The organism is Rhizobium bangladeshense (assembly GCF_001662075.1).
In the GTDB taxonomy this organism is placed as follows: domain Bacteria; phylum Pseudomonadota; class Alphaproteobacteria; order Rhizobiales; family Rhizobiaceae; genus Rhizobium; species Rhizobium bangladeshense_B.
In genome coordinates this window covers 293,116-307,911 of sequence record NZ_LYPL01000006.1, presented here as the reverse complement: position 1 = coordinate 307,911, position 14,796 = coordinate 293,116, and the positions used below count along the sequence as shown (strand labels likewise).

The window sequence follows — 14,796 nt, the reverse complement described above, 5'->3', positions numbered from 1 at the left end:
TCTCTCCGCCTAGTTCGTCCGCACCGCAGCGTCGGTCACCAGCGCATCGTTTTCCTTGATTTCGCCGGAGACCACCTGGGTGAACTGGCCGTCGGACGAGCCGACCTGGATGACGACGGGCGTGGAGCGGCCGTCGCGCAGCACCCAGACGCGGCGCTCCGTTCCCGTCAATGCCTGGGCCGAACTACCGCCGCGCCGGCGTGGCGGGCCGAAAATTCCCAGAATGCCGCGGCCGCGCCGTTCAGCCTGCGGCGGCGCATAACGCAACGCCGCATTCGGCACCATCAGCGTATCCTTGACGCCCTCGACGGTGATGTCGGCGGTCGCCGTCATGCCGGGGCGCAGCAGCAGGTCGGCATTGTCGACCGAGAGAACCGCCTTATAGGTGACGACGTTATTGACCACCTCCGAGGCGAAGCGGATTTGTTCGATCTCGGCGGGGAAAGAACGGTCGGGATAGGCGTCCACCGTAAATTTGGCCTTCTGGCCGACGGCGATCTTGCCGACATCGGCCTCGTCGACATCGACCTGCAGCTCCATCTTCTTCAGATCGCCGGCGATGGTGAAGAGGATCGGCGCCGAAAGCGAGGCTGCGACGGTGGCGCCGGGATTGACCGAGCGGGTGAGGATGACGCCATCGATCGGCGAGATGATCTTCGCCTTGGCGAGATTGACCTCGGCAAGCTGCAGGTCGGCTTCCGAGGCGAGCACCTCGGCTTCGTTAATCTGTTTGGCGGCGACGGCGGAATCATATTTGTAGGTGGCATCGTCGAGGCTCTGCTGGGTGGAGACATTGCTCCTGACCAGGCTCTTCAGCCGCTCGAGCGAAGTGCTTGCCGATTCGAGATCGGCATTGGCCTTGGCGACGTTCGCCTTGGCCGAATTGACCTTGGCGCGCGAACTCTTCACATCCGCCTCGAGCTTGTTGGTATCGAGCTGCGCCAACACATCGCCCGCCTTGATCGTGCTGTTGTAATCGACATTGACGTCGCGAACGGTGCCGGAAAGTTCGCTCGATATATCCACCTGCTCGGTCGGCTGCACCGATCCGGTGGCGGTGACGAGCACCGTTAGGTCCCCGCGTTTTGCCGGCTGCGTCGTGTAGTTCACTTCGCTTTGCCCGCTGCCGGCGTAGAAATAAGCGGCAGCCGCGGCGGCAGCGGCGAGGATCAGCAGGATGATCAGGCGTCCGCGCCAGCGGCTGCGCTTGTCCCGCTTTCCCGATGCGGCAAGAACCGCTGCGAGGTCGGGCGTCGGGCCCGTCTTTGCTCCGGTTTCGTTGCCGCTCACGTTGTTCATGTCATCCTCGATCAGTCAGTGGCCGCCTCGGCCCTGCAATGAACTAATCACACTGCAGATGAACCTGGAATTAGCGTTGCCGCCGAACTGGCACGGAATTGCGGACGGGTGAAATGAAATATTGGTAAGAAAAGTCAAGTTTTTCGCCGCGACAGAGCTTATCGCCCAAAAATGGGCAGCCGCTTGAAATCACGAGATGCGGAGAAACAACGGCTGAGGCCTGGTAAGCAATCAGAAAACGGTACGCTTCAGCGCCTGTCAATCGGCGTCTTCGGCATATTGCCTCGCGCCGGGCAACTCACGCAGCCAGGTTTCGCGCCGCTTGATCCAGAGTTCATGATCCGGCCCAAGGTCTGTCGGTGGACTGTCGAGCGAACCGAGACGGATTTCCACCGCCTCCTCCTGCAGGCAGAACAGCCTGCCGCCGCAGGCGGGGCAGAAACTGCGGCCGGCATAGGTTGAGATCTCGCCACTGTGCGAAAAGGCGCCGCGCGGCCAGACCGCGAAGAAGACGAAGGCGGAACCGCTCGATTTGCGGCAATCGGCGCAATGACAGAGGCCGACGCGGAGCGGCTCGCCTTCGACGCTATAGACGACCGCCCCGCAAAGGCAGCTTCCGCTTCGCCTCCGCATCGCGACCGTCAGGAATCGAGACTGGTGGGCAGGCCCGGCGGGCGCCGCTTTGCCGCCATCAACAGATCGAGTTCGGTGGCGGAGGGGCCGAACTTCTCATAGAGACGCTTGGCCTCCTTGTCGTCCAACCGGTATTTCCTGGCGAATTCGCTGAAGCTGTAGGGGCGGCCACGCAGAACTCTTCGCGCCGGGGTCGCCATTTTCGGTGCGTCGGTCATGATTTCCTCCTTTCATCGGGTCCCTTTTAAGCTAGAGCGGCCCTTCGATTTGGAAAGAGTCGACGGGCCGTATCGGGAGGGTGAAGCGAAAGGAATGCGGCTGATTTTGCGGGAACCTTTTCGCCAATACGCGGTTTTCAAAGCGAGGTTGCGGGCCGCGCCAAGCGGACGCGGCGGTGCTGGAGAACATCTGGATTTTTCCGCTTTCTCCCGATGGCCGACGAAATGGCAGACGAGCTCCCTACCCGCCCGGTCCGCCGCCTCATCGCGTTCTCCGGCGACATCACGAAATATTAAAATGCGGAACGCACGCGCCGGAGCGCGGTTGTCAACACGAGGTCGACGTGGCCTCAGTTCGCAACCAAGGAGAAACCAAATGGCAAACCAAGGTGGAACCCACGAACAGCACGTCAAGGCCGGGCAGCAGAGTCACAAGAACGACTCCAATACCCGCAACGCCTCTTCCGGTGGCCGCGACGCGCAGTCCAGCGGATCCCGCGGCGGCAGCCATGAACAGCATGTAAAGGCTGGTCAACAAGGCCACAAGAACAGCCATTAAGCTGTCCTGATATGAAAATTCAGCCCGCGCCTCCATTTCGGCGCGGGCTTTTTCAGCTCAAGACAGGCGCCGGCCATCCTCGCCGAAGAGGTGTAGCACGGCGGGATCGAGATGGAGCGGCAGGCTGTCGCCGGATTTCATCTGCTGCTGACCGGCGAAGACCGCGATCAGTTTCTTGCCTGATGCATCGGTGTGGACGACGGTTTCGGACCCCAGTTCCTCGACAAGAGTGACGCGTGTGTCCAGCCGGCCTGCGGCGGCCGCATCGGCCAGGGTGATGTGCTGCGGACGGATGCCGATGCTGACCCTCTCGCCCGCCGGGCGGGTCTCCGCGGCAATGACCGAAAGACGATGGCCGCCGACGGTTTCGACCTCGGCAAAACCGTTTTCGTGGCCGATGATCGAGCCTTCCAGGAAATTCATGTGCGGCGCGCCGATGAAGCCGGCGACGAAGCGGTTGGCCGGCTTGTTATAGAGTTCCAGCGGTGTTCCCACCTGTTCGATCCTGCCGCCTCTGAGTACGACGATGCGGTTTGCAAGGGTCATCGCCTCGACCTGGTCGTGGGTGACGTAGATCATCGTCGCCTTCAGCCGCGCATGAAGGGCGGCGAGTTCGGCGCGCATGCTGACCCTGAGCTCGGCGTCGAGATTGGACAGCGGCTCGTCGAGCAGGAAGGCATCCGGGCGACGGACAATGGCGCGGCCGATTGCGACGCGCTGGCGCTGACCACCGGAGAGCTGGCCGGGGCGGCGCTGCAGGAAAGGTTCGATCTCCAGCATTCGGGCGGCGTCGGTGATGCGCGCTTCGATCTCGGGCTTCGCCACTTTGGTATTCTCGAGACCGAAAGCCAGATTTTCCCGCACGCTCATATGCGGATAGAGCGCATAGGACTGGAACACCATGGCAAGGCCGCGATCGGCGGCGCCAATCGCCGTCACATCCTTGCCGTCGATGGCGATGCTGCCGCCTGTGGGCTTGTCGAGGCCGGCGATCAGGCGCAGCAGCGTCGATTTCCCGCAGCCGGACGGGCCGACGAAGGCGACGAACTCGCCGTCATTGACGGCAAGCGAGACATCGCGGATGACCTCGACGGAGCCGAAATTCTTGACGATGTTCCTGAGCTCAAGGCCGCTCATGCACTCTCCTGTGTCATCTTATTTCAGTCCGGAGCCGGCGATGCCCGTGGTGATGAAGCGCTGCAGGAAGACGAAGATCAGCACGACAGGGATCATCGAGACAACGGTCATGGCGAGGATATAGTGCCACTGCACATTGAGCTCGCCGGCATAGACGTTGAGGCCGACCTGCAGCGTATAGAGTTCCTTGCGCGACAGCACGATCAGCGGCCAGAGGAAGTCGTTCCAGCGCCAGACGACCGAGAAGATCGCCAGCACCGCGAGCGCCGGCGCCGATAGCGGCAGGATGATGCGCCAATAGATCTGCCACTCGCTCGCCTTGTCCATGCGCGCCGCGTCGATCAGCTCGTCGGGGATGGTGAGCATATATTGCCGGAGCAGGAAGACCCCGGTCGGGGTGGCCACTGTCGGCAGGATCACGCCCCAGAGACTGTCGAAGAGGTTCAACGTGCCGATGACGGAATAGAGCGGCACGACGATGACCGAGAGCGGCACCATCAGAGTCGCCAGGATCATCAGCATGACGGCGGTGCGGCCGGGGAACTGGTATTTCGACAGGGCGAAGGCGGCCATCGAATTGACGAGCAGCGTGATTGCCGTCGCCGTCACGGTTACGAAGACCGAGTTGCGCAGGAACAGGAAGAAATCGAAGCGCTGGAACGGCTCGGTGTAGTTGGCGGCGGCGAATTCGACCTTACGCACCGGCGTACGATCCTTGATATTGACCTTGACGATTTCACCCGGCTGTTTCGGATCGACCATCTGGCCCATGATGCCGATGCGACGGACTTCAGCAAGCACGCGGCTGCTGCCATCCGGCATTACAACGTTATAGAGCGGCAATGGCTTATCATAGCCGGGCACGACAACCTGTTCGGTGACATAGGGCAGGACGGAGGGCGGGAATTCGGCAAGGGCGGCCGGCGTCTTAAAGGAGGAGAAGACCAGCCAGACGGCCGGGCCGAACATCAGGAAGACGCCTGAGATCAGCCAGATCCAGGTAACGACGTCAGTCCAGTGCCAGCCCCGGCCGCCGCGGCGGCGAAGCAGAAAGGCGCCGACGGCGCTCATTGGCGTTTCCCCTTCTTCTCGTTGCGGCTGCTTGCGGCGAGCTGGATCAGCGTCAGGATGACGAGCACGATGCCCATCAGGATCGAGGCGGCCGACGCAAGCCCAGGATTGCGCAGCGAACTCGCAAAGCCGGTCTCGTAAATATACTGCGTGATGTACATGGTGCTGGTGCCAGGCCCGCCGCCTGTGAGCACAAAAACCTCGTCGAAGATCTGCACGGCGCGGATCAGCGCCAGGACCAGAACGACGATGAGGTTCGGCATCAGCAACGGCAGGGTGATGCGGCGGAAGATGCGGGTGGGGCTCGCCTTGTCCATTGCCGCCGCCTCATAGAGATCCTTCGGGATCGCCTGCAGGCCGGCGAGCAGGATCAGTGCATAAAAGCCCATATGCGCCCAGACCGAGACGAAGACGGCGAAGAAGAAGGCCCAGAAACGATCGCTGAGCCAGGAGAAGGGTTCGAAGCCGAAGGGGCTCAACGCATAGTTCAACAACCCCTCGCGCTGGAGGATCCACTTCCAGATCAGGCCGACGACGACGGGCGACAGAAGTACCGGGAAGAAGAAGACGGCACGCCAGAAGCCGCGATTGGAAAGCTCGCGGTTGAGGATCAAGGCCGTTGCAAGTGCGGCGATCAGCATCGCCGTCACCTGGAACAGGACGAAGACGGCAGTGTTGCGCACCGCCGCCCAGAAGGTGTCGGCCGCGCAGGTCGCGGGATCGAGATAGGAGCCGCAATCGAAGAGAATGCGGTACTGGTCGGCGCCGACATAGGTCCTGTTCGGCAGGAAAATGGCGCCGCCGCTGGTGGTCGAATAGATGAAGTTGATGACCAGCGGCAGGAGCACGAAGACGGTGAAGATCAGCATGTTGGGCGCCAGGAAGACGCCCGCCATGCCGTTGAGGCCCGTCAGCTTCTGCCAGGCGCGCATCGGCACGTCGACGAGCCCCATGACAAGCCGAACAGGCGCCAGAAGCGCCTGCCGCAGACCGGCCTTGGCCGGTGGTACGGAAGAAACCGTCTCGTTCGCCATCCGTTTTCCCGTCAGTTGGCGCCGACCTTGGCCTTGATGTCCTCGTCGATGCGGGCATAGGCGTCGTCGAGCTTCATTTCGCCGGCGATCACCTGGCTGATGCGGGCGACGATGGCGCTGTAATAGGCGTCCGACCACTTCCAGCCCGGCAGTTTGACTGCGGGTGCGGCCGTCTGGCCGGCCGATTCGACGAAGGCCTTCAGCGCCGCCTGCACATGCGCATTGTCGGTCTTGAAGTCCATCTGGCCGGCGGCCACACCCTTATGCGCCGGAATGAATAGGCTGCGCTCGGCAAATTCCTTCTGCACGTCGGCGCCTGCCAGGTAATCCATCACCTTGGCGACGTCCTTGGGGTTCTGGGTGTATTTGACGGCGACCAGACCGGCACCGCCGAGCATGCCGGTGCAGGCGGCCGTGCCGCACGGGCTCCCCGCCATCACCCAGTCGAAACTGTCGCCGATCTTCTGGGCGAAAGCCGAGATCTGCCAGCTGCCGGAGTAATAATAGGCAAGGCCGCCGTTGATGAAGTCCTCGGCCGCGGCGCGATAGGTGGTGCCGGCCGCACTCACCCAGACATCCTTGTTGACGATGCCCTCCTCGTTCCATTTGACGAAGCGGCTGAGGAATTCCTTGGCGCCCTGATCGATCGGCGCCGGCTTGCCGTCGGCGCCGATGTAGTTGGCGCCATAGGAGATATTCGGGCCGGAGACGCGGTGGCCGGAGCGGTCGATCGCCATGGCGAAGACCTTCTGGCTGTCGGCGACCTTCTTGGCGGCCGCTGCCCAATCATCCCAGGTCGCCTTCGGGCCGGGGATTTCGACACCCGCCTGATCGAACAGCGTCTTGTTGACGAAGCCGCCGGTCAGCGTCAGCTGCGTCATGAAGCCGGTGATGGCGTTCGAGCCGTCGGGACGCATCCAATCAGCCTGAGCGCCGAAATTGTCGTCCCAGTATTTCGCATCGGCAAGGAGGGGACGAAGATCGAGCCAATGCTGCGCCTGCGCCTTCAGATTGGTGACGCGGGCGATGTCGGGCCCCTTCCCGGCTTCGAGCTGCACCGGCAGTTGCTCCTTGACGACGTCGTAGGAGACTTCGTCGAGGATGACGTTGACATCCGGGTTGGCCTTGGAGAAACGTGACAGCAAGTCCTTGATGACAGCACCTTCGCCGCCATCGGAATACCACATGATGCGCACGTCGCCGGCATGGGCGGCAACGGAACTCAAGAGAACCGCGGCAAAGGCCGCGCCGATCGATTTCATTCTGGTCATTTTCTCCTCCTCCTGACCGATGAATTCCCTTGCCCGGCCGGTCCTCCACCTGCCGGACATGTCGTCTATGAAGCGGCGCGCCGAGGCTGCCTGCCTGGTATCTCAAGATGTACCGCTTCTCCGCGCACCGACCAGTCCGAGGGACGAAGAATGCGGCCTTCGGCGCGCACCGTGCCGTTCTCGTCGAAGACGACCTCGCCATAATCAGGATCGACGGCGATCAAGGCGCCCTCGCCGTCCCGCCGGGCCGAGAGCGCGGCGAAACGCGCCCGCATGCCGTCCAGGCCGCCTTCGCGACCGAGATCGGAGAGACGGACGATCCAGCGGCCGTTGCGGCCGGAAAGCCGCAACTCGACATCCGTGGTCGGACCCTGCTTCACGGGCACCAGCGGCCCGTTTCCGATCAACATGGCAAGGCCGTCGCCGGAGCGGGCAAGCGCCAGCTTGCCGTCGAGCGCCGCTTCATCGAAGGCTTCGAGCGGGAACCAAGCATGGGTGAAATCCGGCTGGCCTTCATGAATGGCGAAATCGAGAATGGCGAGATCGCGATACTGGTGTACGCGCGGAAGCGTTCCGCAGCCGCCCCAGAAGCTCGGCCGGCCGTAGCCGAACTGGATGGTTTCGCCGGGATGGTTGATCCAGATCTGCGCTTCCGGCCGGTCGCCGAGGCGCAGATGCAGCACCGTCTCCTGATAGCCCCATGCGCCCGGGCGATAATGGGCGATGGTGCCGAGCGCGGTGTCGCGGGTCTTGTAATGATAGAGGGCAGCGAAGCGGTTTTCACCCTGGGAGAAGGTCCACTCCTGCGCGTCGTTGGACTGGTGCGCAGCAATCGCCGCGAGCTCTTCGGGAAAGCGCAGGCCATGGTCGCGGATGCAGACCGCAAGCTGTGGCAGCGCGTGAACACGCCGGCCGTACCAGCCGCGCCCCCAGAGCAGGCGGGCGATACCTGACAGTTCGACCGAGCGGCCGGGACGCAACGTATGTTCGTAAGAGCGGCCCTGGCTGCCGGTCAGCATGCCGTGATGGGCGGAGCGGGCGACGATCTCCATCAGGCGCACGATGCTGGCATTGGCGCGGGCGCGGATCGTCTCATCCGGCGCGCAGGCGGCGAGCGCCGTCAGGCCCTTGAGATCGATCGGGAAATAGGGAACGGAATTCCACTCGGCCATTTCCCAGCGCTCGAAATGATCGAGCCAGGCGCGGACCCGCTCTTCGCCGACCTTCATCTGCTCGGCGCCGGTGCGGCCTGAACGTGTGAAGACCGCATCGGGAAAAAGCCTGCCGCCGAGATAGGCGGCGGTGTGGAAGAGCAGCGCATGGTTTTCCGAAAAATACCACTGAACGTCGTTGCCCGGCTCGTCCATCCAGTAGCGGTAGTTGAGAACCGCCTGCTCGATCCTGGCGCGCAGTTCCGGTGACAGAAGATCGCTCCAACGCGTGTAGGCAAAGAGCAGCGGCACGAGCACGAAATCGGCGCAGTCGTGACAATCCTCGACGACCGGCAGCATGGCTGAAATCATCGCCTCGGTCTCCTCGCCGCCCTGCCCCAGCGCCAGACGGGCGAAAGCGCAGACGGTATCGGGCTCGGAATGGGCGGCGACCTCGGCCAGCGCCTCGGCGATGCGGTCCGCCAGCGCAGCCGGTGCTTGCCCCTGGCGTTCGGAATGACAGATCTCGACACCGAGGGTGCGGGCGACGGACAGCGTACCGGTTTTGAAGGTGATGCGGAAATGGCGGAAATCGGCGGGCATGCGCGCCGAAGTACCGAGTTCCAGCTTGGTCGCGCCTTTCTCCAGCGCGAAATCATAGTCGAAGCGCTCGGTCGACATGAAGTCGCCTTCGATCTCGACATGGCAGCTCAGCGCCAGCGGCAGCGGCGCGGGAAACAGGATCGTCACGTCCTCGCCGAGATAGGCGGTGCGGTCGAAGCGCATGCCTTCGAGGATCGCCTCCAGCCCATCGGCCTCATCGGCGGCGATCGGAACGGGAAGTGATGTTTCGACTTCCGGCCCGTCGAGATAATCCAGCTGGAAATAGAAGCGGGCGTCGCGCTCTGCGAGATCGTCGAAATAGACGCGGATCTCGTTGAGGCCGGCGACAAGCTCGACCTCGAAGGTCTGCTCGGCTTCCAGATTGCGCTCGTAAGGCGCCATGAAACCCTGTTCGCGGCCGTTGACGATGAGAATGGCGCCGCCGAAGGTCGACAGGCGGAGGTTAGCTGGCCCGGCCGCGCTGGCATCGAGGAAGGTACGTGCCCAACAGCCGATGCGTGTCGGGCGAAACCAGAAGCCGGAGAGATCGACACGCGGCGAGGCAAAAGGCAGCCACCAGCGGACCGGTTCGAATTCGGCGGTCGGCTGCGGCTTTTGCCCGGAAAAGGAAGCCTTGAACTCGGTGCGGCACGGATATTCGTGCGGGATGAAGTTCTTCGTCTTGGTGACGAAGAAAAACGGATCCATCCTGCCTTCCATCGGCCGGTCGGCGATGTCGTAGCGCGCCTGCGAGAGATGGCCGAGCTGCCAGTAGATGATCGGGCTCTGGTTTACGGTCTTGCGGCGGAGATGGGATTGCTGCTCGGCGGCCATCTCAAATCCGCTCTTGTCTTGGGATTTCCGAGAAAATGCCGACGCATGGATGCCGGTCAAGCCGCATCTTCAAAGCCTCCCTGCTCTGTCTGGTGTCACGGACTCCTCGGCGGCAATTGTGCATAGGCATTCCATTTGCGCAACGTGAAAGATTTTTGCATAAAGGGGTGGGAGCGAGGAAATGTCATGTCCGCGGAGCAGAAAAAAGGGAGGCGCACACGCCTAGACGATATCGCCGCCCGCTGCGGCGTATCGATCAGCACAGTGTCGCGGGCGCTCGCCGGCGAAAAAGGCGTCAGGCCGGAGATCCGCAAGCTGGTGCTGGAAACGGCGAGCGCGGTCAGCTACGCCCTGCCGGCGAGTGTCGCCGGCAAGAAGGTGATGCTCGTCGCCTCCGGCGCGGCGATGATCGACTATGTCCGCAACCAGTTCACTCTCTACGTCCTAGAGGGCCTGAATGCGCGCGCGGCCGCCCTTGGCATCGAGATGGCGATGCGCCCGGTCGCCGACAAGGCGGACGAAGCCCGCGTCATCGCCGAGATGCGCGACGATCCTGGCTTTGGCGGCATGCTGATCCTGACCGTCGACGATGAGGATATGCTGGCGGCGGCCGCGGGCTTGGGAAAGCCGGTCGTGCTGGTCAATACCGACGATCCCTATATGCGGCTTTCGAGCGTGACGCCCTGCAACCGCTCGGCCGCCTTCATTGCTGCCGAGCGGCTGATCAGGGCCGGGCATCGACGGATCCTTTTCATGCTGCGCCCGGGACGGCGGACGATCGAGCGACGCCTGGAGGGCTGGCGCGACGCTCTGCTGCATCACGGGCTGTCGGCCGATGCCGAGCTGGTGCTCGAGGTCGACGACTGGCTGCCGGAACTCGGCGCCGAGGCGATCGCCCGCCTCGTCCGCGACAAGGGCCTCTCCTTCACCGCCGTCCTGACGGCGGGCGACAGCCTCGCCAATGGCGCCGTGCAGGGATTGCAGGCCATGGGATACGCAGTGCCGCACGACGTCTCCGTCATGGGCATCGACGACCTGCCGCAATCGGCCTTTCTCAATCCACCGCTCTCGACGGTGCATATTCCGATGCGCGAACTCGGCGCCACCGCGCTCGATCTCCTGCGCGACATGATGCTCGGCCTTGCCGCGCCGCGCCGGCGCGTCGAGCTTGCCTGCCATATCGTCGAAAGGGGCAGTGTGGCGGCTGTCCGCCGCGTCGATGCCGCAATGGAAGATCGCTGACGATGGAGGCTCAGAGATTGGCGAGAGCAGCCCCTCATCCGTCTGCCGGCACCTTCTCCCCGCTTGCGGGGCGAAAGGGATATGTCGCAACCTCTCTGTCCCATACCGCCCTCTCGCATGGCACTTCCCCTCGCCCCGTTTACGGGGAGAGGGTTAGGGTGAGGGGCAGCCTCCAGCGCGACCCGCACAGCGATGGCGGCGCGGTCGAGAGATCTCAAGCTTCCATGAAGCTTGCCTCGAACAGCTCACGCGCATAGTCATCATGCGTCGTTCCGGCCTGCAGATCCTCCTTGGTCAGTTCGTCGACGAAGCTGCCGTTTTTCATGATCAGCACCCGGTCGCACATATGGGCGATGACTGCGAGATCGTGGCTGACGAGCAGATAGGTCAGGCCCTTCTCCTCGCGCTGGTCGGCAAGCAGGTTGAGGATTTCGGCCTGGACAGAGACGTCGAGCGCCGATGTCGGCTCATCGAGCAGCAGGATCGGCGGCGACAGGATCAGCGCTCGGGCGATCGCTACGCGTTGCCGCTGGCCGCCGGAAAGTTCGTGCGGGAAACGGTTTGCGAAGCTTGCTGGCAGGCCTACCTGGATCAACGCCCTTTCGACCTTCGACCAGATGTCGGAATGGCGCATGGCGCGCAGCGGCTCGGCGAGCGCGGTGCCGATGCGATGGCGGGGATGCAGGGAGCCGTAAGGATCCTGAAACACCATCTGGGCCGAGGTCAGCTCCTCGCGGGAGCGCTTCTTGCCGATCGGCTTGCCGCGAAGCTCGATCTGGCCGGTCCAACCAGCCTCCATGCCGGCGAGGCAGCGCAGCACCGTCGATTTGCCGCAGCCGGACTCGCCGACGATGCCGAGCGTCTCACCCTGGCCCACCTGAAAACTGATGCCCCTGACGACATGATTCCTGTTCTTGCCGGAGGAAAAGACGACATCGAGATCACGGACATCGATCATTGCGCCGCCTCCAGATTGAGTTTCGCCCGGTCGAGAACCGCAAGCCTGTGAACCGGATTCTTGGGGTCGGGCAGCGCTGCTATCAGCCCACGCGTATAGGGATGACGGGCCTCTTCAAGGCTGGTCAGCGTTTCGACGATCCGGCCGGCATACATGACGATGATGCGCTCGCAGAAGGCCGCGACCATGCGGATATCGTGGCTGATCAAAAGCAGGCCCGAATTGTTCTCGCGCACCAATTCATCGAGCAGCAGCAGCACATCCTTTCGCACGCTGACATCGAGCGCCGAGGTCGGTTCGTCGGCGATGACGAGCTTCGGCCGCGCCAGCAGCATCATGGCGATCATCACGCGCTGGCCCATACCGCCCGAGATCTGATGGGGATAAAGCGCCATGACCCGCTCGGGATCGGTGATGCGCACCCGCTCGAGCATGGCGCGCGCGGCATCCTGCGCCGGCTTGCCGCGCAAGCCGAGGTGAAGGCGGGCTGCCTCGGCGATCTGCTTGCCGATCGACAGCACCGGATTCAAGGAATAGCGCGGATCCTGCATGATCAGCGCGATGTCCTTGCCCCGCAGCGCGCCCATCTGGCGCTCGGTCTTTGCAAGCAGCGAACTGCCGGCAAGATCCAGGCGCTCGGCGGAGACGATGGCGGCCGGCGGCAGAAGACGCATGACGGCGCGACCGGTGGTCGACTTGCCGGATCCGGATTCGCCGACGATGCCGACACGTTCGCGCCCGACGTCGAAACTGACATTGGAGACGGCGGGCACGGCACCGCGCCCGAAACGGACGCTCAACTCCTTGACCGAAAGAACGGGCTGCTGATCACGATCTTGCATGTCACGATCTTTCATTTCACGATCTGGCATGGCGGGGATCCAGAATGTCGCGCAGAGCATCTCCGGCGATGTTGAAGGCAAGGCTCGTCAGCAGGATGGCGATACCGGGCATGACGGCGACCCACCAGTAATCGAGCATGAACTTGCGGCCGTTGGAAATCATCGCGCCCCATTCCGGCGCCGGCGGCTGAGCGCCGAGGCCAAGGAAGCCGAGCGAGGCAGCCGTCAGGATGATGCCGGCCATGTTGAGGGTCAGACGGACGATCACCGATGGAATGCACATGGGCGCGATATAAAGCAGCAGGATGCGCAGCGGCGAAGCGCCGTAAAGGCGGGCGGCAACCACATAATCGGCATTTCTGACGACCAGCGCTTCGGCGCGGGCAAGCCTTGCAATCGGCGGCCAGGCCGTGAGCGAGATGGCGATGATCGCCGTGCCGAGACCGGCGCCGAGCGCGGCGGCAAAGGCAAGCGCCAGGATCAGCGAGGGAAAGGAGAGCACGATATCGGTAGCGCGCATCAGCAAGGCATCGGTATTGCCGCCGAAGAAACCAGCGACGATGCCGATCAGCAGGCCGATCGGCCCGACGATCAAGGACACCGACAGCACCGTCTGGATGGTGATGCGCGTGCCGAAGATCAGCCGGCTTAGAATATCGCGGCCGAATTCGTCGGTGCCGGCGAGATGCGCGAGGCTGGGGGGCTGCAAGGCATCGCCGAGCGACTGGATGGCCGGATCGTAGGGCGCCAGAAGCGGCGCGAAAATCGCGACGATGCAGAGCAGGCCGAGAATGACGAAGCCGGCAAGACCGAGCGGCTCATCGGCCAATTTGCGGCCGGCGCGCCCGAACGAGGCGGCAACGCGGCTCGGCATGCTCGGCGGACGGATCCGGATCTCGCTGTGGACGGCGTCGCTCATCGGGTCGCCTCCCGCATGCGCGGATCGAGCACGGCGTAGGCGACGTCGGCCAGGAAGTTCAAAAACATGAAGATGAATCCCACGATGATGGTGGCTGCGACGATGGCGTTCATGTCGCCGATCATCAGCGCGTTCGTCATATATTGGCCGATGCCCGGCCAGGAGAAGACGATCTCGGTGACGACAGCACCCTCGAGCAGCCCGCCATAGGAAATGGCAAGGATGGTGATCAGCTGCACTGCGATATTCGGCAGGACATGGCGCAGCACCGTGCCGGTCGGGCTCACACCCTTGGCGCGGGCGGCGATGACATAATCCTGGCTCAGCTGCTCCAGCGTGAAGCTGCGGGTCATGCGGGTGATGTAGGCTATGGCGGCGTAAGCCAGGATGAAGGCCGGCAGGATGATATGACCGAGCGCATTCCAGAAGATTTCCGTCTCGCCCTGCAGCAGGCTGTCGACCAGCAGCAGGCCGGTCTGCGGGGTGACCAGCCCCTCATAGAACACGTCCACCCTGCCCGGCCCGCCGACCCAGTTCAGCCCGGCGTAGAAAATCACGAGCCCGACGATGCCGAACCAGAAAACCGGGATCGAATGACCAACGAGGGCGACAACCCGGACGATCTTGTCGATCAGGCTGTCGCGAAACAGCGCTGCGACCAGGCCGAGCGGCACGCCGACGAAGGTCGAAATGATCACCGCCAGCGTCGCAAGTTCGAATGTCGCGGGAAAGGCCTGAGCGAGGTCCGAAGAGACGGGATTGCCGGTGAGCACAGCCGTGCCGAAATCACCATGGGCGAGCCCGTTCAGATAGAGGAAGAACTGCTGATAGATCGGCAGATCAAGCCCCAGGCGCGTTCGCATCGCCGCATAGGCGGCGGGATCGGCGAGTTCGCCGACGATTGCGCCGACGGGATCCGTGGGCAGGACGCGGCCGATCACGAAGGTCACACAGAGGAGGATGAACAGGCTGACGAGCAGATGCGCCAGGCGTCGGCCAAATTCGGCTACGGAGAGTTCCTTCAT

At 63.2% G+C, this 14,796-nt stretch carries 14 protein-coding genes; 2 read left to right on the top strand and 12 right to left on the bottom strand.

Features of this window, described 5'->3' with window-relative positions:
- Positions 1-9: 9 nt before the first annotated feature.
- The 3 genes from A7X77_RS15080 to A7X77_RS15070 form a co-directional block, all read right to left on the bottom strand.
- On the bottom strand, positions 10-1,299 hold the full coding sequence (locus tag A7X77_RS15080; RefSeq protein ID WP_064683682.1) for an efflux RND transporter periplasmic adaptor subunit: 1,290 nt from the start codon (positions 1,297-1,299) through the stop codon (positions 10-12).
- A 258-nt stretch (positions 1,300-1,557) separates the two neighbouring features.
- The gene (locus tag A7X77_RS15075) at positions 1,558-1,932 is read right to left on the bottom strand and encodes a GFA family protein (RefSeq protein WP_064683681.1); all 375 of its coding nucleotides are present in this window, start codon (positions 1,930-1,932) and stop codon (positions 1,558-1,560) included.
- Positions 1,933-1,940: 8 nt separating this feature from the next.
- The gene (locus tag A7X77_RS15070) at positions 1,941-2,150 is read right to left on the bottom strand and encodes a hypothetical protein (protein ID WP_064683680.1); all 210 of its coding nucleotides are present in this window, start codon (positions 2,148-2,150) and stop codon (positions 1,941-1,943) included.
- A 376-nt stretch (positions 2,151-2,526) separates the two neighbouring features.
- Here A7X77_RS15070 and A7X77_RS32365 point away from each other — a divergent pair, with 376 nt between their 5' ends.
- Positions 2,527-2,709, top strand: a complete 183-nt coding sequence (locus A7X77_RS32365; protein WP_082928814.1) for a hypothetical protein — start codon at positions 2,527-2,529, stop codon at positions 2,707-2,709.
- Between the two features lie 57 nt (positions 2,710-2,766).
- Here A7X77_RS32365 and A7X77_RS15060 read toward each other — a convergent pair whose 3' ends face one another.
- The 5 genes from A7X77_RS15060 to A7X77_RS15040 all read right to left on the bottom strand — a co-directional run bounded on the left by A7X77_RS15060 (position 2,767) and on the right by A7X77_RS15040 (position 9,810).
- Complete coding sequence (locus tag A7X77_RS15060) at positions 2,767-3,846, bottom strand: ABC transporter ATP-binding protein (protein WP_064683678.1); 1,080 nt, start codon at positions 3,844-3,846, stop codon at positions 2,767-2,769.
- 18 nt (positions 3,847-3,864) lie between these two features.
- Positions 3,865-4,917 (bottom strand): carbohydrate ABC transporter permease, encoded by a 1,053-nt coding sequence (locus A7X77_RS15055; protein WP_064683677.1) that lies wholly within the window; start codon positions 4,915-4,917, stop codon positions 3,865-3,867.
- The gene (locus tag A7X77_RS15050) at positions 4,914-5,951 is read right to left on the bottom strand and encodes a carbohydrate ABC transporter permease (protein ID WP_064683676.1); all 1,038 of its coding nucleotides are present in this window, start codon (positions 5,949-5,951) and stop codon (positions 4,914-4,916) included. Before A7X77_RS15050 ends, A7X77_RS15055 begins: the two co-directional genes overlap by 4 nt.
- Before the next feature lie 11 nt (positions 5,952-5,962).
- Complete coding sequence (locus A7X77_RS15045; RefSeq protein WP_064683675.1) at positions 5,963-7,222, bottom strand: ABC transporter substrate-binding protein; 1,260 nt, start codon at positions 7,220-7,222, stop codon at positions 5,963-5,965.
- A 65-nt stretch (positions 7,223-7,287) separates the two neighbouring features.
- On the bottom strand, positions 7,288-9,810 hold the full coding sequence (locus tag A7X77_RS15040) for a hypothetical protein (protein ID WP_064683674.1): 2,523 nt from the start codon (positions 9,808-9,810) through the stop codon (positions 7,288-7,290).
- A 186-nt stretch (positions 9,811-9,996) separates the two neighbouring features.
- Between A7X77_RS15040 and A7X77_RS15035 the strand changes: the two genes are divergently transcribed.
- A complete protein-coding gene (locus A7X77_RS15035) occupies positions 9,997-11,052 on the top strand; it encodes a LacI family DNA-binding transcriptional regulator (protein WP_064683673.1) in 1,056 nt (351 codons plus the stop codon).
- Positions 11,053-11,266: 214 nt separating this feature from the next.
- On the opposite strand, the gene A7X77_RS15030 is transcribed toward A7X77_RS15035, so the two are convergent.
- From A7X77_RS15030 to A7X77_RS15015, 4 genes are read right to left on the bottom strand one after another with little or no spacing between them, the layout of a single operon-like run.
- The gene (locus A7X77_RS15030; protein WP_064683672.1) at positions 11,267-12,010 is read right to left on the bottom strand and encodes an ABC transporter ATP-binding protein; all 744 of its coding nucleotides are present in this window, start codon (positions 12,008-12,010) and stop codon (positions 11,267-11,269) included.
- Complete coding sequence (locus A7X77_RS15025) at positions 12,007-12,852, bottom strand: ABC transporter ATP-binding protein (RefSeq protein WP_064683748.1); 846 nt, start codon at positions 12,850-12,852, stop codon at positions 12,007-12,009. Before A7X77_RS15025 ends, A7X77_RS15030 begins: the two co-directional genes overlap by 4 nt.
- A gap of 16 nt (positions 12,853-12,868) precedes the next feature.
- Entirely contained in the window at positions 12,869-13,771 is a 903-nt protein-coding gene (locus tag A7X77_RS15020; RefSeq protein WP_064683671.1) for an ABC transporter permease, read from the bottom strand.
- Complete coding sequence (locus A7X77_RS15015; protein ID WP_064683670.1) at positions 13,768-14,796, bottom strand: ABC transporter permease; 1,029 nt, start codon at positions 14,794-14,796, stop codon at positions 13,768-13,770. The genes A7X77_RS15020 and A7X77_RS15015 overlap by 4 nt, the downstream gene beginning before the upstream one ends.